This is a genomic window from Streptomyces sp. NPDC051133 (assembly GCF_040682635.1).
Lineage (GTDB): Bacteria > Actinomycetota > Actinomycetes > Streptomycetales > Streptomycetaceae > Streptomyces.
This window is the reverse complement of the sequence record NZ_JBFBBK010000028.1, coordinates 100,017-123,059: the sequence shown is the minus strand read 5'-3', so window position 1 is coordinate 123,059 and position 23,043 is coordinate 100,017. Positions and strand designations below refer to the sequence as shown.

The window sequence follows — 23,043 nt, the reverse complement described above, 5'->3', positions numbered from 1 at the left end:
GACGATGGGGGCGCCCGGCTCGGGAAGGGCGCCCCCATCGTCGTACTGCCGTGGGGTGTTAGTTCGCGTCCTCGCTGTCGATGCCCAGGCCCGGCAGGAGGCCGGGCAGGAGCGGGGGCAGGGTGACGTCCGGGGCGGGGGTCGGGGGCTTGCTGGTGGACGGGGTGCTGCTGCCGGTGCCGGTCTTCGGCGGGTCGAGCAGGCCACCCGTGCTGCCGCCGAGCAGGCCCTCGCCGCTGTCGCCGGTGGCCGAGCCGCTGGGGCTGCCCGGGCTCGTGTGCCGGCCGGTGGACGGGGTGCCGTCCGAGGCGCTGGGCGCCGTCGACCGGTGGGTGCCCGAGGAGCCGGTGGACGCCGAGCCGGAGCCGCCCTGCCGCTGGCCGTCGCCGCCCTGGGCGGGTGGCTGGGGCAGCAGGGACTGCAGCGGGGCGACCTCCTGGTCTATGGCGTCGAAGACCGACGACACCTGCTGTTTGACGTCCCCGAGCTGCACGGGCAGCTTGTCGCTGAGCGCCGTCCACACCTCGCGGTGGGACTGGGCGAACGTGGACAGGGCCTGGATGGGCCCCAGCGAGTCGGGGTCGGCCTCATAGGCCTCGTGCAGCAGGCGGTGGCCCTCGGTCACGTCGTGCTGCATGCCGGACAGGGTGCGGCGGATCTCACCGATGGACTCGTGGTCGAGATGGCCGCCCCGGCCGCGGTCCAGCAGCCGCCGGGCCTCGTTGAGCCGGGTGGAGGCCTGGTCGAGGTAGGTCTGGCCGCGTTGGTCGTTGCCGTCGGCCAGGTAGTCGAGCTTGAAGTCCTCGATGCCGCGCTTCAGGCCGTAGAGCGAGTCTCCGGGCAGCGCGTCGGAGCTCGCGGCGGCGACCCCGCCGAAGGCCCCGGCTGCCACGCCGACACTGAGCCCGCCCGCGGCGAGCCCCTTGGTCAGCCTGGAACGCGGGCGGAGCTTGCCCAGTGAGCCCGCCCGGTGTGCGCCCTTGGCCCGGTGGGACCGCTGTTCCGGTACCGACGCGTCCGCCGCCCCCGACCCCTCCTGCAGCATGGCCTCCATCGCGGCCACCAGCTGGGCGCGCTGGACGACCTTGACCTCGGGGTCGAGCTGCGGCTTGGGCAGCGCGCCGAGACCCGCAGCGAGGGCCAGCAACTCGCCCCGCTCGGACTGCTCCTCGGCGGTCGGCGGGGATCCCGCCGGGCTTCCGGACTGCTCGGCCGCCGTGTCCCGGTCGGACTGCTCCTCCAGGGCCTGGGCGAAGGCGTTCGCCCGCCGGTGCGCCGATACGTTCGCGATCACTGGCGGCACCTCCTCTCGTCATGACGGTCGACTCCCCAGGGGGTCCTGAGGGTTGCACGCCACGACCACTTCCACACGATCGAGTGATCAGGGGTGGCCTGGACGTGACCACAGGGAGCCTGTATCCCGCACAACGACTGGCGCGGCACTTGGGTTACGGACGGCCGGGGAACGGATCGGAAAGACAACCCTCTTTCACGGAGCGTGAGTTGGACGTCGCCGAACGTGCCCGGTCGGGCGTACGTCGCCCGGCCCGTTTCCGCGTGCGCGACCCGGCCCGGTTCAGCGTGCGTCGTCCGGCAGGAGCCGGGCGAGGGTGCGGACGGCGCGGTACTGGAGGGTCTTGATGGCGCCCTCGTTCTTTCCCATCACCCGCGCGGTCTCGGCGACCGAGAGGCCCTGGAGGAAGCGGAGGGTCACGCACTCCTGCTGCTGCGGGTTGAGCCGGCGTACGGCGTCCAGCAGGGCGGCGTTGGACAGGGACTCCAGGACGGAGTCCTCCGGGGAGCGCTCGACCTCGTTGGCGTCGAGCATCTCGCCGGTGGTGACCTCGAGCCGGAAGCGGCTGGACTTGAAGTGGTCGGCGACGAGGTTGCGGGCGATGGTCACCAGCCACGCCCCGAAGTCACGGCCCTGCCAGGTGAAGGTGCCGATCCTTCTGAGGGCCCGCAGGAACGTCTCGCTGGTGAGGTCCTCGGCGGTCGCCTTGCCGCCGACGCGGTAGTAGATGTACCGGTAGACGGTGTCGCTGTACTGGTCGTAGAGCCGGCCGAAGGCCTCCGCCTCGCCGGCCTGGGCCCGCTCGACGAGGTCCATCATCCGGGCGCTGTCGCTGTCGGCGGCCGGGCGGCGGGTGGTGGCGGCGCCGCTGGAGCGCCCTCGTCTGCCGACCGCGGCGCCGCCGTCGGCCAGTGCGTAGCACGGGCCGACGGGCGCGGCGGTGACCGCGAGGGCGGGGACGGCGTACGCGGTGGGGACGAGGCCGCGCAGCGTCTCTTTGACCGTTGCGATCGTTGCGCGCAGCGTAGCCAGGCCCGAGGCGTCAACCCCGACGTGTGGGTACACGGGACTCCCAGAGGCAGAGCTTCCATCACGAGCAGTGCGGAACCGTTCACCCGTCGTAGCGACGGAGGGGTACCGAATTGCGTCTGAGGAGAATAACGCTTCGTGCAGGCACTGCTACACCGAGTTGCTCAAACTATCGATTGCGTCGCTTCTGTTACCGATTGACGCCTTATCAAGTGCCGCAGCCTGATCGGTTGTTGATCGAAAAGGAACGCGTTTCGGCGAAGTCCAGGGCGTGTTGAAGTGGCCGCGGCATAATCCGGGCGCACGTTGCGGCGCGCCCCGCGGCGGCGTGGCGAAAAGGGGAGGAGCGGGGGAGGAGCGGGGGGAGCAGTCCGGGAGGAACGGTTTAGCGGCGGCGCCGGCTCAGGGCGATCGCCGCGGCGGTGCCACCGGCGACCGCGCCGACGCCCGCCGCCGCCGGAATGCCCACCTTGGCCGCCTTGCGGCCCGTGCGGTAGTCCCGCAGGCGCCAGTCCTTCTCGCGGGCGTGCCTGCGGAGCTTGGCGTCCGGGTTGATGGCATAGGGGTGGCCGACCAGGGAGAGCATCGGGATGTCGTTGTGGCTGTCGCTGTACGCCGCGCAGCGCGAGAGGTCCAGCCCCTCCGCCGCGGCCAGGGCGCGGACCGCCTCCGCCTTCGCCGGGCCGTGCAGCGGCTCGCCGACCAGCTTGCCCGTGTAGACGCCGTCCACCGACTCCGCGACCGTGCCCAGCGCGCCGGTCAGGCCGAGGCGGCGGGTGATGACCTGGGCGATCTCCACCGGGGCCGCGGTGACCAGCCACACCTTCTGGCCCGCGTCCAGGTGGGCCTGGGCCAGGGCGCGGGTGCCGGGCCAGATGCGGTCGGCCATGTACTCGTCGTAGATCTCCTCGCCGATCGTCTCCAGCTCGGCCACCCGGTGGCCCTTGACGATCGACAGCGCGGAGTCGCGGGCGTCCTGCATGTGCTCGGGGTCCTCGACGCCGGCCAGCCGGAACCACGCCTGCTGCCAGGCGAACTTGGCGAGGTCGCGGGTCTCGAAGAACTTCCGCTTGTACAGGCCCCGGCCGAAGTGGAACAGCGCGGCGCCCTGCATGACGGTGTTGTCGAGGTCGAAGAAGGCAGCCGCCTTGTCGTCGCCGATCACCGGGAACTGTGGTTCCTCCGCGGTGACCTGCGGAGCCTCCTGCGCCTCCTGCGAGGACTTGCGGGCAGCCTCCGCCGAGGCCTCGCCTGCCAACACGCTCCGCGCCGTGGCGGAGCGCCTACGGGGAGTGAGCCATCCGAGAGCGGCCATGTCGTGAGCATAGCCAGTCCGTTCGGTGCTTCCGGCGACCGGAGGTTGGAAGGGTGTGAACTCTCCGCGACCGCGCCGTTAAAGAACTGATCGGAGACAGGCGCCCGACGCGCGAGAATGGCCGGTATGAGTCCCCTCTTCCGACGCAAGACCGCTCCCCACGAGCGGCTGGTCACACTCGTCCGCAAGCCGGGCTGCCACCTCTGCGACGACGCCCAGGCGGTGGTCGAGAAGGTCAGCACGGACCTCGGCGTGCCCTTCGAGCTGAAGGACATCACCCAGGACCAGGTCCTGCACGACCGGTACTGGGAGCAGATCCCGGTCGTCCTGATCGACGGTGAACAGCACACCTTCTGGCGCGTGAACGAGGAGCGACTGCGCCGGGCACTGACCGACTAGTACAAACCGGTCGGGAAAGTCGCTTAGGATCGACGGCGGTTCGATCTCGGGGGCGGGATTCGTGAGGAGAGTGTGCGGTTTTGCCCCCAGTAATGAAGGAACGCCGCTGCGTATGCGACGGTTCCTGGCGAAGCCGCGAAAGTCGCGTGACCCCGGTCACTTCTGCCGGGCAAATCGGACACCATCTTTGTGCACGCGTTCACAAAGACATAGCCTGCTGTCGACGGGGCGGTCTGGGGACGTATGACCGCCTGCAGCCCCGCTCTACCCGCAGGAGCACCGTGGCAACTGGCCGAACACACCGACCGGCGACCCGCAGCCGAGGGATTCCCGAGGCCACCGTCGCCAGGCTTCCGCTGTACCTCCGAGCCCTGACCGCGCTGTCGGAGCGCTCGGTGCCCACGGTCTCCTCCGAGGAGCTGGCCGCGGCGGCGGGGGTCAACTCCGCCAAGCTGCGCAAGGACTTCTCGTACCTGGGCTCCTACGGAACGCGCGGTGTCGGCTACGACGTGGAGTATCTCGTCTACCAGATCTCCCGTGAACTCGGCCTGACCCAGGACTGGCCGGTTGTGATCGTCGGTATCGGTAACCTCGGCGCCGCCCTCGCCAACTACGGCGGGTTCGCCTCCCGTGGCTTCCGCGTGGCCGCCCTCATCGACGCCGATCCCGCGATGGCCGGCAAGCCCGTCGCCGGCATCCCGGTGCAGCACACCGACGACCTCGAAAAGATCATCAAGGACAACGGCGTGTCCATCGGCGTCATCGCCACGCCCGCCGGTGCCGCCCAGCCGGTCTGCGACCGGCTCGTGGCCGCCGGTGTCACCTCCATCCTGAACTTCGCGCCGACCGTGCTGTCCGTCCCGGACGGTGTCGACGTGCGCAAGGTCGACCTCTCCATCGAGCTGCAGATCCTCGCCTTCCACGAGCAGCGCAAGGCCGGCGAGGAGACCGCCGCGGGCGACGGCGCGCTGCCCGCCGCCACTCCCCGTGGCGCGGCCGCGGGCGACTCCACCGACCAGGGGCCCGACGGGGACGTCCCCGCCGTGATGCCGGCATGAGTCTCCTCGTCGTCGGGCTGAGCCACCGCAGCGCCCCGGTCAGCGTGCTGGAGCGGGCCGCGCTCACCGTGGACGCCCAGACCAAGCTGCTGCAGGACACGGTCGCCGCCGAGCCCGCCACCGAGGCCGCGGTGCTCGCCACCTGCAACCGCATCGAGCTGTACGCCGACGTCGACAAGTTCCACGCCGGTGTCGCCGAGCTGTCCACGCTGCTCGCCCAGCACAGCGGGGTCGGCCTGGAAGAGCTGACCCCCTACCTCTACGTGCACTACGAGGACCGGGCCGTCCACCACCTGTTCTCGGTGGCCTGTGGCCTGGACTCGATGGTCGTCGGCGAGGGACAGATCCTCGGCCAGATCAAGGACTCCCTGGCCCGCGCCCAGGACCTGCACACCGCCGGCAAGCTGCTGAACGACCTGTTCCAGCAGGCTCTGCGCGTCGGCAAGCGCGCCCACTCCGAGACCGGCATCGACCGCGCCGGGCAGTCCCTGGTCACCTTCGGCCTGGAGCAGCTGGCCGCCGGCGGCGACGTCCGGGAATGGGCCGCGGGCCGCAGGGCGCTGGTCATCGGCGCCGGATCGATGTCCTCCCTGGCCGCCGCCACGCTCGCGCGTGCCGGGGTCGCCGAGGTCGTCGTCGCCAACCGCACCTTCGACCGCGCCGAGCGGCTCGCGCAGATACTGGCCGAGTCGGACGACAACGCCGTGACCGCCCGCGCGGTCGCGATGGACGCCGTACCGGACGAGCTGACACGTGCCGACGTCGTCGTCTCCTGTACCGGGGCGACGGGGCTCGTCCTCACGGCGGAAGCGGTCGCCCACGCGGTCGAGGGCCGCACCGGGCAGCCCGTGGCCCTGGACGAGGACGGCGGCCGTACCGCCGTGAAGGGCAAGGCGCCCCAGCCGCCCGCCGGTGCCGGCGCCGACGAGAACTGCCCGCTGGACCTGGCCGCCGTACAGCCCGGCTTCTCCCTCATGGGCGAGGCCGCCGTGGCCGGCATGGACGCGGCCACCCTGGAGCAGCACGCGGCCTGGGTCGCCGGCGGGGCCGCGGACCGCCGGGAGCGCCGTACGCCCGAGACGGACGCCGAGCTGATCACCGCGCTCGCCGCGACCGCCGCCACCGTCGGCCGGATCCCCGAGCGGCGCAGGCCGGAGCCGGTCGCCGAGCGCCCGGCGCCCCTCGTCTTCCTCCTCGACCTGGCCATGCCCCGCGACATCGACGCGGCCGCGCACCGGCTGGCCGGGGTGCGGCTGGTCGACATCGAGTCGCTGGCGGAAGCCTCCGCCGACGCGCCGATGGCGGCCGACGTGGACCAGGTCCGGCGTATCGTCTCCGACGAGGTCGCGGCCTTCGGGGCGGCCCAGCGGGCGGCGCACATCACGCCGACCGTGGTCGCGCTGCGCACCATGGCCGCGGACGTCGTCGCCGGTGAGATCGCGCGGCTCGACGGCCGCCTGCCCGACCTGGACGAACGCCAACGCGGCGAGATCCGGCAGGCCGTGCACCGGGTCGTCGACAAGCTGCTGCACGCGCCGACCGTACGGGTCAAGCAGCTCGCCGCCGAGCCCGGCGGCGCCGGGTACGCGGACGCGCTGCGCACCCTCTTCGACCTCGACCCCGAGACGGTCGCCGCCGTCTCCCGGGCCGGGGACAGCACAGACAAGAAGGACCGACCGGCATGACTGACAAGGCACTGAGACTGGGGACCAGGCGGAGCAAGCTCGCCATGTCCCAGTCCGGGCAGGTGGCGGACGCCGTCCGCCAGGTGACCGGGCGTCCCGTCGAGCTGGTCGAGATCACCACGTACGGCGACACCTCCCGCGAGCACCTGGCGCAGATCGGCGGCACCGGCGTCTTCGTGACGGCGCTGCGCGACGCGCTGGTGCGGGGCGAGGTCGACTTCGCGGTTCATTCGCTCAAGGACCTCCCGACGGCGCAGCCCGAGGAGCTGGTCCTGGCCGCCGTACCGGTGCGCGAGGACCCGCGGGACGTGATCGTCGCCCGGGACGCGCTGAAGTTCACCGACCTGGCCGCGTCCTCCCCGAAGGGGGCCGCGCGCATCGGCACCGGTTCGCCGCGCCGCATGGCGCAGCTGAACGCGTACGCCCGGGCCCACGGCCTGGACATAGAGACGGTCCCGATCCGCGGCAACGTGGACACCCGCATCCGGTACGTCCAGGACGGGGAGCTCGACGCGGTCGTGCTGGCCGCCGCCGGACTGAACCGGATCGGCCGGATCGACGAGGTGACCGACTTCCTGTCGGTCGACACGGTTCTGCCCGCCCCCGGCCAGGGGGCACTGGCGATCGAGTGTGCCGCGGACAACGCGGACCTGATCGCGGCGCTCGGCGAGCTCGACGACCCGTTCACGCGGGCCGCCGTGACCGCCGAACGGTCACTGCTCGCCGCCCTGGAGGCCGGCTGCAGCGCACCCGTGGGTGCGCTGGCCGACCTTCTGGCCGACGGGCAGTTTGTCAAGGAAATGCGCCTGCGCGGCGTCGTCGGCACGACCGACGGCACCCGCACGGTGCAGCTGTCCACCACCGGTCCCGTGCCCCAGACGCACGACCAGGCGTTGGCACTCGGTCGCGAACTCGCCACCGAGATGCTCGCCCAGGGCGCGGCCGGTCTGATGGGGGAGCGAGCACATTGAGCCCCACCGCCCTTCCTGCCGCCGGTCCGGAACACGGGCACGTCACCTTCCTCGGTGCCGGACCCGGAGATCCGGGACTGCTGACTCTGCGCGCCGTGGAGGCGCTGTCGAGCGCGGACGTCCTGGTCGCCGAGCACGAGGTGCTCGACGTGATCCGGACGCACGCCCGACACGGCGTGTCCGTCGTGCAGACCGACGCCGATCCCTCTTCGGTCTCGCCGCCGGGCACGGGCACGCCCCAGCTGACGGTCGTTGACGGCACGTCAACACCCGCCGCTGCCCCGGCTGCTGCCCGGGATGCCGCTCATCTTGTCATGGAGGCTGCGCGGGGCGGCAGGCGGGTCGTCCGTGCGGTGTCCGGGGACCCGGGACTTGATACGGACGCGGGAGCGGAAATGCTCGCCTGCGCCGCCGCCGGGGTGCCCTTCGAGGTCGTACCCGGCGTGGCGGCGGCGGTCGGTGTGCCGGCGTACGCCGGTGTGCCGCTGCGCGACGGGCAGGGCGCGGACGTGCGGTTCGTGGACGCCCGGACCGCCTCCGGCCGCTGCTGGACCGAGGTGGGCGCGTCGGACGGCACGGTCGTCGTCTCGACCACGCTCGACGCGGTGGCCGCGGCCGCCGGTGAGCTGGTGTCCGCGGGCCGCAAGCCGGACACCCCGCTGACGGTGACCATCGCCGGTACGACGACCCGTCAGCGCACCTGGACGGCGACGCTCGGCACGATCGCGCAGACGCTGAAGCAGGCGAAGGTGCTGCCGTCCCCGGACGGTGGCCGGCCGGTGATAGCCGTGGTCGGCGAGCGTTCCGCAGCCGCCCAGCGCGACCGGTTGTCGTGGTTCGAGTCCAAGCCGCTGTTCGGCTGGAAGGTGCTCGTGCCGCGGACGAAGGAGCAGGCGGCCTCGCTCTCCGACCAGCTGCGCTCCTACGGCGCCGTGCCGCACGAGGTCCCGACGATCGCGGTGGAACCGCCGCGCACGCCCCAGCAGATGGAGCGTGCCGTCAAGGGCCTGGTCACCGGCCGCTACGAGTGGATCGCCTTCACGTCGGTCAACGCGGTGAAGGCGGTACGGGAGAAGTTCGAGGAGTACGGCCTTGACGCTCGGGCTTTTGCGGGTATCAAGGTGGCTGCGGTGGGCGAGCAGACGGCAAAGGCGCTCGTCGCCTTCGGCGTGAAGCCGGACCTGGTGCCGAGCGGCGAGCAGTCGGCGGCCGGCCTCCTGGAGGACTGGCCCCCCTACGACCCGGTCTTCGACCCGATCGACCGTGTCTTCCTGCCCCGCGCCGACATCGCCACCGAGACCCTGGTGGCCGGTCTGATCGAGCTGGGCTGGGAGGTCGACGACGTCACGGCCTACCGGACGGTGCGCGCCTCGCCGCCGCCGGCGGAGACCCGCGAGGCCATCAAGGGCGGCGGCTTCGACGCGGTCCTGTTCACGTCCTCGTCGACGGTCCGGAACCTGGTCGGCATCGCGGGCAAGCCGCACAACGTGACGGTGATCGCGTGCATCGGCCCGGCCACGGCCAAGACGGCCGAGGAGCACGGTCTCCGGGTGGACGTCATGGCTCCGGAGCCGTCGGTCCACAAGCTGGCGGAGGCGCTCGCGGACTTCGGCATGAAGAGGCGGGCCGCCGCCCTGGAGGCCGGTGACCCGGTGACCCGGCCGAGCGAACGGCGGCCGGGGGCGCGGAGGCGTCGGTCGACGACGTGAGAAGAGGCGGGTGCCCTGCGGCACCCGCCTCTTCCGCATCGGCGGCTACGCGGCCGTACCGCCCGCGTAGTCGCCGGCGAACGTCGTCTCGATCGTCTGGGCCACCGGCTGGGCCACGCCCGTGCCGGTGAGGATGATGCCCAGTTCGCGGTTGTTGCTGAGCGAGTTGCTGCTGATGTTCATGGAGCCGGCCTCGACCTCCTGGGTGGTCAGGCCGTAGTCGGCGACCATCGCCTTGGCGTGGATGTAGAAGCCATTGGGATCGGAGTAGCCGACGACCGTGCCGCCGGCCGCCTTGACGGCGGAGACCTGGCTGGAATAGCTGGACGGGTTCTCCAGGACCACGCGGACGGTCACGCCGGCCTTGGCGCGGGCCACGATCGCGTTGACCACCGTGCTGTCGCCGAACTCCAGTTCCTCCACGTCGAGCGTCCTGGTCGCGGAGTTGATGAAGGACACCAGGCGGCTGCGGGAGTCGGTGGGGGACCAGAGCAGGTGGTCGCCGTCGGTGGGGGTGACCGAGGTCGCCGTGTAGTCGGCGTTGAAGACCTTCTCGATGGCGGCGACGTCGCGCGTGTCGTCGGTGAAGACGCCGTAGTCGCGGCTGGTCGTGTAGTACTGCGCGGTGAGGTTGCCGGTCAGGATCAGGGACTTGGTGCCGTCGACCGTGATCGTCTTCTGGTGGGTGTAGACGTAGGCGGAGGACGACCAGACGACGCCTATGCCCGCGTTCGTCAGCGACGTGTACGCCGCGTTGTTCGCGGTCTTGTGCTGGCGGTCGAGGACGACCCGGACCGTGACGCCCTTGTTCTTCAGGGCTATCAGGTCGTTGACGGCCGTGGTGTCCTCCAGCTCGTACATCGTCATGTCGAGCGTGCTGGTGGCGGAGTTGACGAAGTCATAGATGGTGGGCTGGCCGCCGGTCCGGGAGAAGGCGAACGCCGAGTAGCTCGCGGCGTTCGCGGGTACGGCCGTGACGACGACGGCGGTGCCGGCGGCGAGGGCGACGGCCGCGCGGGTGAGGGCCTTCCGCAGCATGCGTGACTCCTATGGGGATGCCGTTGGGGATGCCGTGAGCGGGGTGGCGCGTGCATGACACCACGCGCGTAGAACGCTGGGGAGGCCGGCGGATCCAGGGATGCCCAGGGGAGCGCAAAGACTTCGTATGGCGACGCCGCTATGCCCTCGAATGCGGTGTCCGCGGGCCGCTCAGGGGCCGTTCACCGGGCCGACAGGGTGTTGGCAAAGGTGCGTCCCGGGCGGGCGTAGCGTAGAAGGCATGACGAAGTACGGATCCTTCCCCGGTACCCGTCCCCGGCGGCTGCGGACCTCGCCGGTCATGCGGCGGATGGTCGCCGAGACACGGCTGCACCCCGCCGACTTCATCCTCCCGGCGTTCGTCCGCGAGGGCGTCAGCGAGCCCGTGCCGATCGCCGCGATGCCCGGTGTCGTCCAGCACAGCCGCGACAGCCTGAAGAAGGCCGCGCTGGAGGCGGTGCAGGCGGGGGTCTCCGGGATCATGCTCTTCGGCGTGCCGGAGGAGTCCAAGAAGGACGCCCAGGGCACGGTCGGCACCGACCCCGACGGGATCCTCCAGGTCGCGCTGCGCGATGTGCGGGCCGAGGTCGGCGACGACCTGCTCGTCATGTCGGACCTGTGCCTGGACGAGTTCACCGACCACGGGCACTGCGGGGTGCTGGACGCCGAGGGCCGGGTCGACAACGACGCCACCCTGGAGCGGTACGCCGAGATGGCCCAGGTGCAGGCCGACGCCGGCGCCCATGTCGTCGGGCCCAGCGGGATGATGGACGGCCAGATCGGCGTCATCCGGGACGCGCTGGACCAGATCGGCCGCGAGGACGTGGCGATCCTCGCCTACACCGCCAAGTACTCCTCCGCCTTCTACGGCCCCTTCCGCGAGGCCGTCGCCTCCTCGCTGCAGGGCGACCGCAAGACCTATCAGCAGGACCCCGCCAACTGGCGCGAGTCCCTGCGCGAGCTGGAGCTGGACCTCGCCGAGGGCGCCGACATGGTCATGGTCAAGCCGGCCGGACCGTACCTGGACATCCTCGCCCGCGTCGCGGACGCCGTGGACGTGCCCGTCGCCGCCTACCAGATCTCCGGCGAGTACGCGATGATCGAGGCCGCCGCCGAGAAGGGCTGGCTGGAGCGGGACCGCGCCATCTTCGAGACCCTGACCGGCATCAAGCGGGCCGGAGCGCGGAACATCCTCACCTACTGGGCGACCGAGGCGGCCCAGAAGATGAGGCGATTCGACTGAGACGCGGACGCGTTCCGCCCGGCTACCAGGTGAGCGCGTCCGACTTCTCCCGCTGCCAGTACGTCATCGCCAGCGTGGAGTCGTAGTACACGCCCTTCGCGGGCAGCGACGGATGCGCGGAGGGGCCGGCGTCGGTGTCCGTCGTACGGCCGAGGAAGAACACCTCCAACCGGTGGGCCGTGGCGCCGTGCTCGCCGCTGCCGTCCGCGGCCGACAGCCGCACGCCCGCGTACCCGGACTCGCCCGGCGCCAGGGTCACCACGGCCTGCGGCTGACTGTCCTTGATCACCTGCGGCGCCCACTGCGCGTCGTCGAAACGCGGCGTCGGCCAGTACATCAGGTCGCAGCTCTTGCCGCTCGTGTTCGTCGCGGTGAGCAGCAGATGGTTGAGCGGGCGGGACACCGGCATGGCGGTCACCTCGGTGGTGGAGCCGTTGCAGGGGCGGATCGCGGCGCCGGGAGCATCGCTGCGCGGCTTGGCGGCGGAGGTGCGGGCCGAGACGGTGGTGGCGTCGGGGGCGCCCGTGGTACTCGCCGCGCCCGGGGCGCCGGGCGCGGTGGGCGTGGCGGAGGCGCCGGGCGCGGTCGTCCTGGCGCCCGGGCCCGTGGCCGTCGCCGCGGGTCCCGGCCGGGCGGCGCCCTCGTCCTTCGTGCCGGTTCCGTTGCCCGCGCACGCCGTGAGGGCCAGAGCGGTCAGGGCGGTTCCGGCCGCGGCGTACAGACGGATGTGGCGCAAACGCATGGCAAGTCCTCTTTCGGGCTGGGCCCCTTGGCGTGCTTGGATGACCAACAGCCTGCGGGGCAGGGCGTCCCGTCCGCCACGACCAGCGGACGATCCGGGACGCTGGAACGCCCACACAGGCGCTGACCAGGGAATACGCCTCATCCCTGGAACGCCGGGTTGGGACGCGGGGGATGGAGGAACGGTGGCGGACACCACCAGGGGAAGCGGATTCGCGGAATTCCTGCGGGAGTTGAAGGACCGCTCCGGGCACAGCTACGGCACGCTCGCCAAACGGCTCCACATGAGTACGTCGACGCTCCACCGCTACTGCAACGGGGACGCCGTACCCACCGACTACGCCCCGGTGGAACGGCTGGCCCGCCTGTGCCGGGCGACGCCCGGGGAACTCGTGGAACTCCACCGGAGGTGGGTGCTGGCGGACGCGGTCAGGGGACGGAAGGAAGCGGGGGCGGCTTCCGCGTCGTCGGCGGCCGACGAGGCGGCCGACGACGCGGCCGCGCCGGCCCCCGGTGAGCCGGTCATGCCGACGCCCGCGCAGGCGCCGGTGCCGGACCGCCGTCCCTTTCCTCGTCCCCGGCGCCGCGTTCGCACCCTCCTCCTCGCCGCCCTCACCGTCACCGCGCTCCTCGGCACGGCGGCGGCCGCCGTACACCTGTCCACGGGCGACGGGAGCGACAGGAGCGGCGAGGGCAGCGCCGCCGGCCCGGCCACGGCCGCCCGAACGGACGCACCGGGAGACCGGGTACCGGCGCCCGACGCCACGCACCCGACGGACCCCGCCCGCCCGGCCGGCCCGTCCCACTCCTCCTCCCCGGCCGCCGTCGCCCGACCCGGGGACGGGCCGAGCGCGCCGCACACCGCTCGCACCCCCGACCGCGGCGACACCGTCACCTCCACCGCCCCGCCGCTCGCGATCACCACCCACCCCTACGCCTGGCCCGACCCCTGCTCCCAGCACTACCTCATCGACCGCCCCCCGGCCGACGTCTCCCCGCCCCCGCTGGAGCAGGACGCGCCCGCCTACGTGGCCGTGCACAAGGCGGTGTCGGCGGGGAAGCAGTACGTCACGTTCACCGTGCAGGGCACCGGATCGGCCACCGTCGTGCTGGAGCAGCTGTCCGTGCGCATGGCGGGCCGGCGCGCGCCGCTCGCGTGGAACGACTACGCCATGGGCTACCCCGGCGTCGGCTGCGGCGGCGGCATGCGGCCCCGGTCCTTCACCCTCGCCCTGGACGCCCTGCGCCCCCAGGCCGTACCGGAGTCCGGGCAGCCCGGATTCCCGTTCAAGGTGAGCCGGTCGGACCCCGAGGAGTTCCACATCACGGCCGACGCCTCCGCGTACGACGTCAGCTGGTACCTGGAGCTGGCGTGGTCCAGCGGAACGCGCCACGGCACGCTGCGGATCGACGACAACGGCCGCCCGTTCCGCACCAGCGGCAACAACGGACGACCCGCGTACGCCTTTCCGCTGGGCGGTGAGAAGTGGCAGCCCGCGTCGGGGACGGACGCCGGCTGAGCGTCCGGATCGCGGAATCACCGGTGTAGACGGCACGCACTTCTCTAGCCTGACGACTCCCCGAGCCGAAGGAGAGCCGTGCCATGACCGTCGCCGAGCCCGCTCCGCCCCGCGCGCCCGTTCCGCCCCTCGCCGCCCGCGCCCGGTCGGTGGGCGGGTCGCCCGTCAGGGACATCCTCGCGGTCACCGCACGCCCCGAGATGATCAACTTCGCGGGTGGGCTGCCCGCACCGGAACTCTTCGACCGCGAGGGCATAGCCGCCGCGTTCCACGCGGTGCTGGCGCAGTCCGCGGCACAGGCGCTCCAGTACTCCACCACCGAGGGCGAACCGGTGCTCCGGGCGGGGATCGCGGCCAGGGTCACCGCTCAGGGTCTGCCCACCGACCCCGACGACCTCCTCGTCACCACCGGCTCCCAGCAGGCCCTGTCCCTGCTGGCGACGGCCCTGCTCGAACCCGGCGACACGGTCCTCGTCGAAAGCCCCTGCTACCTCGCCGCACTTCAGGTGTTCGGGCTCGCGGGCGCACGCGTGGTGCCCGTGCCCGGCGACGCGGACGGCGTGGACCCGGCGGCCCTGGAGGCGGCGGTCCGGCGCGAACGGCCCAAGCTGCTCTACCTCGTCCCCACCTTCCAGAACCCCACCGGCCGCACCATGCCCGCGCCGCGCCGTGAGGAGATCGCCGCCGTCGCCGCGCGCGGCGGACTGTGGATCGTCGAGGACGACCCGTACGGCGAACTCCGCTACGACGGCCGGCCCGTCCCCTGGATCGCCTCCTGCCCCGGCGCCGAGGACCGCACGGTCCTCCTCGGCTCCTTCTCCAAGGTGATGGCCCCCGGCCTGCGCCTGGGCTGGCTGCGGGCGCCGGCGGAACTGCGGCGCGCCTGCGCGGTCGCCAAGCAGGCCGCCGACCTGCACACCCCGACCCTCAACCAACTCGCCGCCGCCCGCTACCTGGACGTCCTGGACGCACACGTGGCGCGGGTGCGGGCGGTGTACGGCGCACGCCGCGACGCCATGCTGGCCGGACTGCCGGACGCCCTGCCGGCCGGCTCCGTGTGGAACCGGCCCGAGGGCGGCATGTTCCTCTGGGCCCGCCTGCCGGAGTCGTACGACACCCTCGCCCTGCTGCCGCGCGCCGTCGAACAGAACGTCGCCTACGTCCCCGGCGCACCTTTCTACGCGGGCGAACCCGACCGCTCCACCCTCCGGCTCTGCTTCGTCACACAGACGCCGGAGGAGATCGCGGAGGGGCTGCGCAGACTGGGCCGGGGACTCAGCGGCTGAGGCGCGCGTACGCCGTCCCCCGTCCGGCCCGGGTCCCGCCTGCCGCGCGCCGCAGCGGCCCCTCAGCGTGTCGCAGCGGCTTTCAGTCCCACCAGAAGGTCCAGGCCGTGGATCCGACGAGGTCCTTGGCGTAGGCGCTGAGGGTGTCCTGGTCGCTCTGGAGGACGGTGTCGGGGCAGAACGCGAAGTGCTCCGCGGCCACCGCCTCGGCGTCCTCCCGGGTGGCCGGCGGGGCCGCGACGGACACGACGAGGGTGTCGAGGCCGAGGGCCACGACCCGTATGCCGAAGCGGTCCTCCCACGAGCGCAGCACCGCGCAGAGCCGGGCCGCGTCCCCCTCGTAGTTCACCGCGCCGGTCCAGCCCAGCGCCGCCGGGATGTCCGCGGACCGGCGGGCCGGGACCAGGGCGAGGTGCGGCTCCTCGACCTCCCCGTCCGGGTCGCCGGCCAGCGCGTCGGCGATCTGGGCGGCACGGGTGTCCGGGTCGGCGGACAGGGCGCCGGCCGGCGCGAGACCGGGCCACTCGTCCCCGAACGGCTCCGTCTCCTCGACGACTTCACCGTCCTCGGTCTCCGCCTCCCAGTACTCCGCCAGAACGTCCTCGGCGTCGTGATCCCCCGGGTACGAGGTCTCGCCGGGCAGGAACACCCAGTCCTGCGGGCTGTCCGGCGAACCGCCCAGGTCCAGGAGCACCGGCAACAGACCGACCCGGGACGCCCGGGCACCCAGGGCCTTCCAGGTACCGGGCGCGGCCGGCTTCTCCGCGTACCACAGCAGAGGCTCGTGCCACGGGCCGTCGTGGGCCAGGTCGAACAGCCTGCCGGGCGGCAGTTGCAGCCCCAGGGAACGCCCACTCGGATCGGTGGCCAGCCTGGGCAGCGGGTTGGGAAGAGTCGCCATGCCGGTGACTGTAAACGGACCCACTGACAACGCCGTTGACGGCCCTCCCCGATGAACCTGAGGCGACCGCAGACCCTCTTCATAGCTGGTGCTGGAGTGCTGCTGCGGTGCGGCTACGCCGTGGTGCTCTCGTGGCTGGCGGGAAGGACGGGATGAGCGGGACCGGCGGGACGGGCGGGTTCGATCGGTTCGGGGGGATCGATCGGTCCGGCTCGTTCGGCCGGTCCGGGGCGGACGGGATCGATCGGTTCGGGGGGACCGATCGGTCCGGCCGGTCCGAGGAGTCCGGTGGGTCCGAGCCGTCTGGTCAGCACGAGGAGTCCGGGCGGTCCGAGGAGTCCGGGCGGTCCGGACGGGCGGGTCGGTCCGGGCGGTACCCGGTGCGGTGGCACATCGTGCTGCTCAGTCTGTGGACGGCCGTCTGGTTCGTCGTGGCCGAACGCCACGCCGCCATCTCCTGGCACTACCTGAGAACCGGTCAGCAGCTCCTGTTCAGCGAGATTCCCGGCGGCGGCCTGGCCCTCTACGCCAACCACCCCGAGCTTCAGATAGGCCCCGTCAGTTTTCTGGTCGCGGGCCTGTTCGCCCCCTTCTCCGCCGACGTCGGCGAGAAACTGGCCGACGCCTTCATGTCCGGCCTGGGCCTGTACATGCTGGTCCTGATCGGCAGAGCCGCCGCCGACCACAACCGCGGCACCGGCCTCAACCACAAACGCCTCCAGCAGCGCGTCCTGATCGCCGGGGCCGCGTTCATCCCCATGTGGGTCGAGGTCTCGGTCCGCTTCGCCCACCTCGACGACGTCCTGGCCCTGTTCTTCACCACCCTCGCCGTCCGCGCGCTGGTCCGTGGCCAGGCCACGGCGGTGGGCGTCTTCCTGGCCCTTGCGGTCGACTCCAAGCCCTGGGCGGTGGGCTTCCTGCCCCTGCTGCTGGCGTTGCCCCGCCCGTCGCGGCTCCGCTCGGCGGCGTGGGCCGTCGGCCTGGTGGCGATCGCCTGGCTCCCCTTCTACCTCACCCATCTGGACACCCTGGCCGCGGCCCGCTTCACCATCCCCAACCAACCGGCCTCCTCACTGCGCTGGTTCGGGGTGCACGACCCCGCGACCCCCTGGTGGGACCGGCCCGCCCAGATGGCCCTCGGTACCGTCCTGGGCACCCTCGCGGTACGCCGTCACCGCTGGCCGGCGGTGGTCTTCCTCGCCGCCGACGCACGCATCCTGCTGGACCCGAGCGTGTACACGTACTACAACGCCTCCGTCCTCCTGGGCACCCTGATCTGGGACTCGATCGGCCAACGCCGCCTGGTGCCGTGGGTGAGCTGGATCGCGTTGATCTCCCTCTACGGCAGCGCGCTCCTGGTCCCGTCGGACTCCGCCCAGGGCTTCATCCGCCTCGCCTTCGGAATCGGCTCGGCGGCATACGTGCTGCTCTGGCCCCAGCGAACGCCTCGCAACAGACGGCGCCGCCGGGGCGGGAGCCGGCGCGAGGGGGAGGGGGCTGAGGCGGGGAGCCGGTGATGTTGTGGCGTCTCCGGCGACCCGGTCCGACGGCGACTTTCCAGCGCCCCCGGGCAGGGTCTCCGGCGCCCCGACGCCGGCCTTTCAACGCCCCGCCCCTGCAGAGCGCTACACCAGCGTCGTGATGCAGAACGGGTGGCCCGCTGGGTCGAGGAGGATCCTCCAGCGGGGCTCGCCCGGCTGGAACTCCGGCTTGGTGGCGCCCAGTTCCAGCAGGTGTTTCTCGGCGGTGTCCAGGTCGTCCACGCCCAGTTCGATGTGCGCCTGCTTCTCCTGGGTGGGGTCCGGCCAGGTGGGCGGGCGGTAGTCGGTGAGGCGGTTGAAGCCGAGCGGGGTCGCGCCCTCCTTGCCGAGCAGGACGAAGTCGTCGGTGGAGTACACGGCCGCCATGCCGAGCAACTTGCCGTAGAAGTCGGCCATCTCCGACGGGTCCGGGCAGTCGAACGTCACCGCGGCGTAGCGGAACTCGGGTGCGGAGGCGGTGGTGCCGCTGTTGCCGCCGTTGCTGTTGTCTGTGGTCATGGGAGGACGTTAGGACGTGACCCGGACAGTTCCGGTCCTGGTCGTGTCCCGGCCTGTGGCAGACTGCCGGGCGTGATCAGCTCGTCCGCCCGGCTGCTGCGGTTGCTGTCCCTGTTGTCCTCCCGGCCCTCCTGGACCTGCGCCGAGCTGGCCGAGCGGATGGAGGTGACCGACCGTACGGTTCGGCGGGACGTCGCGCGGCTGCGGGAGATCGGTTACTCCGTCGACTCCGATGCGGGGCCCTGGGGCGGTTACCGGCTCCGTGCGGGCTCCCGGGTGCCGCCGTTGATCCTCGACGACGAGGAGGCGCTCGCCGTGGCGATCGGGCTGCGGGAGGCGGCGCTGGGTGATGCGCTGGGCGGCGATCAGGCGGCGCTGTCGGCGTTGTTGAAGCTGCGGCAGGTGCTGCCCCGGCGGGTCGCGGACCGGCTCGGTGAGCTGGACGACGCCTTCGTACGGCTCCCGGGCGGTGAGGGACCCCAGATCAGGCCGGGTGTGCTGCTGGAGCTGGCCGCGGTCTGCCGGCGCAGGGAGCGTGCCCGGTTGTCGTACACCGACGGGGAGGGGCGGGCCACCGTGCGGGACGTCGAGCCGTACCGTCTCGTGCACGCCGGGCGGCGCTGGTACTTCGTCGCGCGGGACGTGGGGCGGGGCCAGTGGCGGACGTTCCGCGCCGACCGGGTCGACCGGCTCCAACCCACCGGACGGCCGGTGGAGTTCGTCGACCCGCCGGATCCGGCGTGGCTGGTCTCCCGGAACATCGCGAACGGGCCCTATCCGCTGTCCGCGACCGTCCGCCTGTCCGTCCCGCTGGAGGCGGCGCTACGGATCGTCCCGCCGACGGTCGGCACCCATCGCCCGGACGGGCCGGACGCGACCCTGGTCGATGTCGGCGGCCCCGATCCGGACGGCCTCGCCCGCTATCTCATCGGTCTGGGGACGCCGCTGCGGGTCCTCGCCCCGGATGCCGTACGGGAGGCTCTGGTGCGGCGGGCCCGGGAACTTGCCGAGGAGAACGCGGCCCAGGGGTAGAGGCGATGCCGTGGCGGCCGGCGCCCACCCCGAGCCGCGCTCTCGTGGCCGGAGCCTTCGTCAGAGCTTCTCGGGCGTCCGGATGCCCAGCAGGGCCATGCCCTGGTGCAGGGTGCGGGCGGTGAGGTCGACCAGGAACAGGCGGTTCTCCACCTGCTCCGGGGTGTCGGCCTTCAGGACCGGGCACTGGTCGTAGAAGGACGTGAGCAGCGACGCCAGCTGGTACAGGTACGCGGCCAGCTTGTGCGGCTCGTAGCCCTCCGCGGCCTCCAGGACCGTCTCCGCGAACCGGTCCAGGTGCAGGCCGAGAGCGCGCTCCGCGGGGGCCAGTTCCAGCTCCGGGTGGGCGGCCGGGCGTGCCTCGCCCGCCTTGCGCAGGATGGACTGGATCCGGGCGTACGCGTACTGGAGGTACACGGACGTGTCGCCGTTGAGGGAGACCATCTGGTCCAGGTCGAACTTGTAGTCCCGGACCGCGGAGGTGGACAGGTCCGCGTACTTCACCGCGCCGATGCCGACGTAACGGCCGTTCTCGACGATCTCCTGCTCCGTCAGACCGACCTTTTCGGCCTTCTCGCGGACGACGGCCGTGGCCCGGTCGACGGCCTCGTCCAGGAGGTCCTGGAGCTTGACCGTCTCCCCCGCACGCGTCTTGAACGGCTTGCCGTCCTTGCCCAGCACCGTGCCGAAGGCCAGCTGGTGCGCCTTGACGTCGTCGTTCAGCCAGCCGGCCCGGCGCGCGGTCTCGAAGACCATCTTGAAGTGCAGGGCCTGGCGGGCGTCCACCACGTACAGCAGGGTGCTCGCCTTCAGGTTGAAGACGCGGTCGCGGATCGCGGAGAGGTCGGTGGCCGCGTAGCCGTAGCCGCCGTCCGACTTCTGCACGATCAGCGGGACCGGATTGCCGTCCGGGCCCTTGATGTCGTCGAAGAAGACGCAGAGGGCGCCCTCGGAGCGGACCGCGACGCCCGACTCCTCCAGGAGGCGGCAGGTCTCCGCCAGCATGTCGTTGTACCCCGACTCGCCGACGATGTCGGGGTCGCGGACCTCCATGTCCAGCTTCTCGAAGACGGAGAAGAAGTAGATCTTCGACTCGTCCACGAACTTCTGCCACATGGCGAGCGTCTGCGGGTCGCCGGCCTGGAGGTCGACCACCCTGCGGCGGGCCCTGGTCTTGAACTCCTCATCGGAGTCGAAGAACTTCCGCGCGGCCTTGTAGAGGCGGTCGAGGTTCGACATCGCCTCCTCGCCCGAAGCGGCGGTGCCCTCGGCCGACGCCTTGTGGTCCAGCTCGTGCGGGTGCTCGTCCAGGTACTGGATGAGCATGCCGAACTGGGTGCCCCAGTCGCCGATGTGGTGACGGCGGATCACGTTCTCGCCGGTGAACTCGAGGAGCTGGACGGCCGAGTCGCCGATCACCGCCGACCGCAGGTGGCCGACGTGCATCTCCTTCGCCACGTTCGGCTGCGCGTAGTCGATCACCGTCGTGCCCGGCTGCGCGGCGGTCGGCACGCCGAGGCGGCCCGTCTCGTCCGCGTACCGGGCGGCCAGGTTCCCGGTGATCGCCCCGTCCGCGATCGTGATGTTGAGGAAACCGGGACCCGAGACCTCGACGTCCTTGATCAGCTCGTCGCCGGTGACCACCTGGGAGACGACCTGCGTCGCCAGCTCCCGGGGATTGGCCTTCGCCTTCTTCGCGAGCGCCAGGATGCCGTTGGCCTGGAAGTCGGCCCGGTCGCTTCGTCGCAGCAGCGGGTCCGCGCCGGCGGCCTCCGGCAGGGTGGCCGAGAGGGCGGACGCGAGGTGCTGCTGGACGTTGTCGCTGAGGGACGTGACCGAGGCCATAGGAATGGGTGCCGTTCTCCTCGTGGGGATGGATAGTCCCAGCCAGTATCCCATGGGAGGTAAAGCCGTTTTCGCGGGCGCGAGCCGGTCTGTGAGAATGGAGTGTCACCCCGTTCAGAAAGAAGGACGTGCCGATCGTGGCTCAGAGCACCGAGACCACCGACTGGGTCTCCCGTTTCGCGGATGAGGTCATCGAGGAGTCGGAGCGCCGAGCCCCCGGCAAACCCGTCGTCGTCGCTTCCGGACTCTCTCCCTCCGGGCCCATTCACCTGGGCAATCTCCGTGAGGTCATGACCCCGCACCTGGTCGCCGACGAGGTCCGCCGCCGCGGGTACCAGGTGCGGCACCTGATCTCCTGGGACGACTACGACCGCTACCGGAAGGTTCCGGCGGGCATCGAGGGGATCGACGGGTCGTGGGCGGAGCACATCGGCAAGCCGCTGACCTCGGTCCCGGCGCCGCGCGGGTCGTCGTACCCGAACTGGGCCGAGCACTTCAAGGCCGCGATGGTCGCCTCGCTGGCCGAGCTGGGCGTCGAGTTCGACGGGATCAGCCAGACCGCGCAGTACACCTCCGGTGTCTACCGCGAGCAGATCCTGCACGCCATGAAGCACCGCGGTGACATCGACGCGATCCTCGCGCAGTACCGCACGAAGAAGGCTCCGAAGAAGCAGCAGCAGAAGGCCGTCGACGAGGCCGAGCTGGAGGCCGAGGAGGGCTCGGGCGCCGCGTCCGAGGACGACGGCAGCTCCGGCTCCGCCGGGTACTTCCCGTACAAGCCGTACTGCGGCAACTGCGAGAAGGACCTGACGACCGTCACCTCCTACGACGACGACAGCACCGAGCTGGCGTACACGTGCACCGCGTGCGGCTTCGCCGAGACCGTCCGGCTGAGCGAGTTCAACCGCGGCAAGCTGGTCTGGAAGGTCGACTGGCCGATGCGCTGGGCGTACGAGGGCGTGATCTTCGAGCCGAGCGGTGTCGACCACTCCTCGCCGGGTTCGTCGTTCCAGGTGGGCGGCCAGATCGTCGGGATCTTCGGCGGGAAGCAGCCCATCGGGCCCATGTACGCGTTCGTGGGGATCAGCGGCATGGCGAAGATGTCCTCCTCGCGCGGCGGGGTGCCGACCCCGGCGGACGCGCTGAAGATCATGGAGCCGCAGATCCTGCGCTGGCTCTACGCCCGCCGCCGGCCCAACCAGTCCTTCAAGATCGCCTTCGACCAGGAGATCCAGCGGCTGTACGACGAGTGGGACAAGCTCGCCGGGAAGGTCGCCGACGGCTCCGCCCTGCCGGCGGACGTGGCGGCGCACACCCGCGCCGTCGGTACGGCCGCCGCCGAGCTGCCGAAGACGCCGCGCCCGCTGCCGTACCGCACGCTCGCCTCCGTCGCCGACATCACCGCAGGGCACGAGGACCAGGCGCTGCGGATCCTCTCCGAACTGGACCCGGAGCAGCCGCTGGCCTCCCTGGAGGAGGCCCGGCCGCGCTACGACCGGGCCGAGGCGTGGATCAACACGCACGTCCCCGCCGACCAGCGGACCATCGTGCGCGACGAGCCCGACGCCGAGCTGCTGAAGTCGCTCGACGAGGCGTCCCAGCAGTCGGTACGGCTGCTGCTCGACGGGCTCGCCGAGCACTGGTCGCTGGACGGGCTGACCCACCTCGTCTACGGCGTGCCGAAGGTGCAGGCCGGGTTCCCGGCCGACGCCACGCCGAAGGAGCTGCCGCCGGAGATCAAGACGGCCCAGCGGACCTTCTTCGCGCTGCTGTACCACCTGCTGGTCGGGCGGGACACAGGTCCCCGGCTGCCCACGCTGCTGCTGGCCGTGGGCCAGGAGCGGGTGCGGGCGCTGCTGGGGGAGTAAGCGGTAACGGAAAAAGGGGCCCTTCGCGAAGGGCCCCTTTCTCATGCCTTGCGCTCATGCCTTGCGTGCC

19 protein-coding genes are annotated in these 23,043 nt (G+C 71.8%); 11 read left to right on the top strand and 8 right to left on the bottom strand.

The window, feature by feature from the left end; all coding sequences use genetic code 11:
• Positions 1-58: 58 nt before the first annotated feature.
• From AB0N17_RS27350 to AB0N17_RS27340, 3 genes are all read right to left on the bottom strand, one after another.
• Positions 59-1,294 (bottom strand): DUF5667 domain-containing protein, encoded by a 1,236-nt coding sequence (locus tag AB0N17_RS27350; RefSeq protein ID WP_366014164.1) that lies wholly within the window; start codon positions 1,292-1,294, stop codon positions 59-61.
• Between the two features lie 282 nt (positions 1,295-1,576).
• Complete coding sequence (locus AB0N17_RS27345) at positions 1,577-2,359, bottom strand: ECF subfamily RNA polymerase sigma factor, BldN family (protein ID WP_366014163.1); 783 nt, start codon at positions 2,357-2,359, stop codon at positions 1,577-1,579.
• A 349-nt stretch (positions 2,360-2,708) separates the two neighbouring features.
• Entirely contained in the window at positions 2,709-3,638 is a 930-nt protein-coding gene (locus AB0N17_RS27340) for an HAD-IB family hydrolase (RefSeq protein ID WP_366014162.1), read from the bottom strand.
• Between the two features lie 117 nt (positions 3,639-3,755).
• Between AB0N17_RS27340 and AB0N17_RS27335 the strand changes: the two genes are divergently transcribed.
• From AB0N17_RS27335 to AB0N17_RS27315, 5 genes are all read left to right on the top strand, one after another.
• On the top strand, positions 3,756-4,037 hold the full coding sequence (locus AB0N17_RS27335; RefSeq protein ID WP_366014161.1) for a glutaredoxin family protein: 282 nt from the start codon (positions 3,756-3,758) through the stop codon (positions 4,035-4,037).
• 281 nt (positions 4,038-4,318) lie between these two features.
• Entirely contained in the window at positions 4,319-5,095 is a 777-nt protein-coding gene (locus AB0N17_RS27330; protein ID WP_366014160.1) for a redox-sensing transcriptional repressor Rex, read from the top strand.
• Positions 5,092-6,780 (top strand): glutamyl-tRNA reductase, encoded by a 1,689-nt coding sequence (locus tag AB0N17_RS27325; protein WP_366014159.1) that lies wholly within the window; start codon positions 5,092-5,094, stop codon positions 6,778-6,780. The genes AB0N17_RS27330 and AB0N17_RS27325 overlap by 4 nt, the downstream gene beginning before the upstream one ends.
• Positions 6,777-7,751 (top strand): hydroxymethylbilane synthase, encoded by a 975-nt coding sequence (hemC, locus tag AB0N17_RS27320; protein ID WP_366014158.1) that lies wholly within the window; start codon positions 6,777-6,779, stop codon positions 7,749-7,751. Before AB0N17_RS27325 ends, hemC begins: the two co-directional genes overlap by 4 nt.
• Positions 7,748-9,460: a bifunctional uroporphyrinogen-III C-methyltransferase/uroporphyrinogen-III synthase gene (locus AB0N17_RS27315; protein WP_366014157.1), complete on the top strand. Its 1,713-nt coding sequence runs from the start codon at positions 7,748-7,750 to the stop codon at positions 9,458-9,460. The genes hemC and AB0N17_RS27315 overlap by 4 nt, the downstream gene beginning before the upstream one ends.
• Before the next feature lie 45 nt (positions 9,461-9,505).
• Here the strand turns inward: AB0N17_RS27315 and AB0N17_RS27310 are convergent, their stop codons facing one another.
• Positions 9,506-10,498, bottom strand: coding sequence for a phospholipase D-like domain-containing protein (locus AB0N17_RS27310; RefSeq protein WP_366014156.1), 993 nt, complete (start codon positions 10,496-10,498; stop codon positions 9,506-9,508).
• Positions 10,499-10,739: 241 nt separating this feature from the next.
• Between AB0N17_RS27310 and hemB the strand changes: the two genes are divergently transcribed.
• A complete protein-coding gene (hemB, locus tag AB0N17_RS27305; RefSeq protein ID WP_366014155.1) occupies positions 10,740-11,741 on the top strand; it encodes a porphobilinogen synthase in 1,002 nt (333 codons plus the stop codon).
• 22 nt (positions 11,742-11,763) lie between these two features.
• Here the strand turns inward: hemB and AB0N17_RS27300 are convergent, their stop codons facing one another.
• Positions 11,764-12,483: a DUF4232 domain-containing protein gene (locus tag AB0N17_RS27300; protein ID WP_366014154.1), complete on the bottom strand. Its 720-nt coding sequence runs from the start codon at positions 12,481-12,483 to the stop codon at positions 11,764-11,766.
• Between the two features lie 184 nt (positions 12,484-12,667).
• Between AB0N17_RS27300 and AB0N17_RS27295 the strand changes: the two genes are divergently transcribed.
• Both AB0N17_RS27295 and AB0N17_RS27290 read left to right on the top strand, forming a co-directional pair.
• Positions 12,668-14,002 carry a helix-turn-helix domain-containing protein gene (locus AB0N17_RS27295; RefSeq protein WP_366014152.1) on the top strand — a complete coding sequence of 445 codons (1,335 nt, stop codon included), beginning with the start codon at positions 12,668-12,670 and terminating at the stop codon, positions 14,000-14,002.
• A gap of 83 nt (positions 14,003-14,085) precedes the next feature.
• Positions 14,086-15,288 (top strand): PLP-dependent aminotransferase family protein, encoded by a 1,203-nt coding sequence (locus AB0N17_RS27290; RefSeq protein ID WP_366014151.1) that lies wholly within the window; start codon positions 14,086-14,088, stop codon positions 15,286-15,288.
• Between the two features lie 82 nt (positions 15,289-15,370).
• Here AB0N17_RS27290 and AB0N17_RS27285 read toward each other — a convergent pair whose 3' ends face one another.
• Complete coding sequence (locus tag AB0N17_RS27285; RefSeq protein WP_366014149.1) at positions 15,371-16,189, bottom strand: DUF4253 domain-containing protein; 819 nt, start codon at positions 16,187-16,189, stop codon at positions 15,371-15,373.
• Between the two features lie 395 nt (positions 16,190-16,584).
• Between AB0N17_RS27285 and AB0N17_RS27280 the strand changes: the two genes are divergently transcribed.
• Positions 16,585-17,706, top strand: a complete 1,122-nt coding sequence (locus tag AB0N17_RS27280) for a hypothetical protein (protein WP_366014148.1) — start codon at positions 16,585-16,587, stop codon at positions 17,704-17,706.
• Between the two features lie 108 nt (positions 17,707-17,814).
• Here the strand turns inward: AB0N17_RS27280 and AB0N17_RS27275 are convergent, their stop codons facing one another.
• Positions 17,815-18,228: a VOC family protein gene (locus tag AB0N17_RS27275; RefSeq protein ID WP_366014147.1), complete on the bottom strand. Its 414-nt coding sequence runs from the start codon at positions 18,226-18,228 to the stop codon at positions 17,815-17,817.
• A gap of 72 nt (positions 18,229-18,300) precedes the next feature.
• Between AB0N17_RS27275 and AB0N17_RS27270 the strand changes: the two genes are divergently transcribed.
• Positions 18,301-19,260 (top strand): YafY family protein, encoded by a 960-nt coding sequence (locus tag AB0N17_RS27270; protein WP_366014146.1) that lies wholly within the window; start codon positions 18,301-18,303, stop codon positions 19,258-19,260.
• A gap of 60 nt (positions 19,261-19,320) precedes the next feature.
• On the opposite strand, the gene argS is transcribed toward AB0N17_RS27270, so the two are convergent.
• Positions 19,321-21,105, bottom strand: coding sequence for an arginine--tRNA ligase (argS, locus tag AB0N17_RS27265; RefSeq protein WP_366014145.1), 1,785 nt, complete (start codon positions 21,103-21,105; stop codon positions 19,321-19,323).
• 128 nt (positions 21,106-21,233) lie between these two features.
• Between argS and lysS the strand changes: the two genes are divergently transcribed.
• Positions 21,234-22,973 carry a lysine--tRNA ligase gene (lysS, locus tag AB0N17_RS27260; protein ID WP_366014144.1) on the top strand — a complete coding sequence of 580 codons (1,740 nt, stop codon included), beginning with the start codon at positions 21,234-21,236 and terminating at the stop codon, positions 22,971-22,973.
• Positions 22,974-23,043: the final 70 nt, after the last annotated feature.

Bases quoted from the DNA above. Each gene is read 5' to 3' on its own strand.
- AB0N17_RS27340 (WP_366014162.1), bottom strand. From the start codon at position 3,638: ATGGCCGCTCTCGGATGGCTCACTCCCCGTAGGCGCTCCGCCACGGCG.
- AB0N17_RS27335 (WP_366014161.1), top strand. From the start codon at position 3,756: ATGGCCGGTATGAGTCCCCTCTTCCGACGCAAGACCGCTCCCCACGAG.
- AB0N17_RS27325 (WP_366014159.1), top strand. From the start codon at position 5,092: ATGAGTCTCCTCGTCGTCGGGCTGAGCCACCGCAGCGCCCCGGTCAGC.
- hemC (WP_366014158.1), top strand. From the start codon at position 6,777: ATGACTGACAAGGCACTGAGACTGGGGACCAGGCGGAGCAAGCTCGCC.
- AB0N17_RS27310 (WP_366014156.1), bottom strand. From the start codon at position 10,498: ATGCTGCGGAAGGCCCTCACCCGCGCGGCCGTCGCCCTCGCCGCCGGC.
- hemB (WP_366014155.1), top strand. From the start codon at position 10,740: ATGACGAAGTACGGATCCTTCCCCGGTACCCGTCCCCGGCGGCTGCGG.
- AB0N17_RS27300 (WP_366014154.1), bottom strand. From the start codon at position 12,483: ATGCGTTTGCGCCACATCCGTCTGTACGCCGCGGCCGGAACCGCCCTG.
- AB0N17_RS27290 (WP_366014151.1), top strand. From the start codon at position 14,086: ATGACCGTCGCCGAGCCCGCTCCGCCCCGCGCGCCCGTTCCGCCCCTC.
- AB0N17_RS27285 (WP_366014149.1), bottom strand. From the start codon at position 16,189: ATGGCGACTCTTCCCAACCCGCTGCCCAGGCTGGCCACCGATCCGAGT.
- AB0N17_RS27275 (WP_366014147.1), bottom strand. From the start codon at position 18,228: ATGACCACAGACAACAGCAACGGCGGCAACAGCGGCACCACCGCCTCC.
- argS (WP_366014145.1), bottom strand. From the start codon at position 21,105: ATGGCCTCGGTCACGTCCCTCAGCGACAACGTCCAGCAGCACCTCGCG.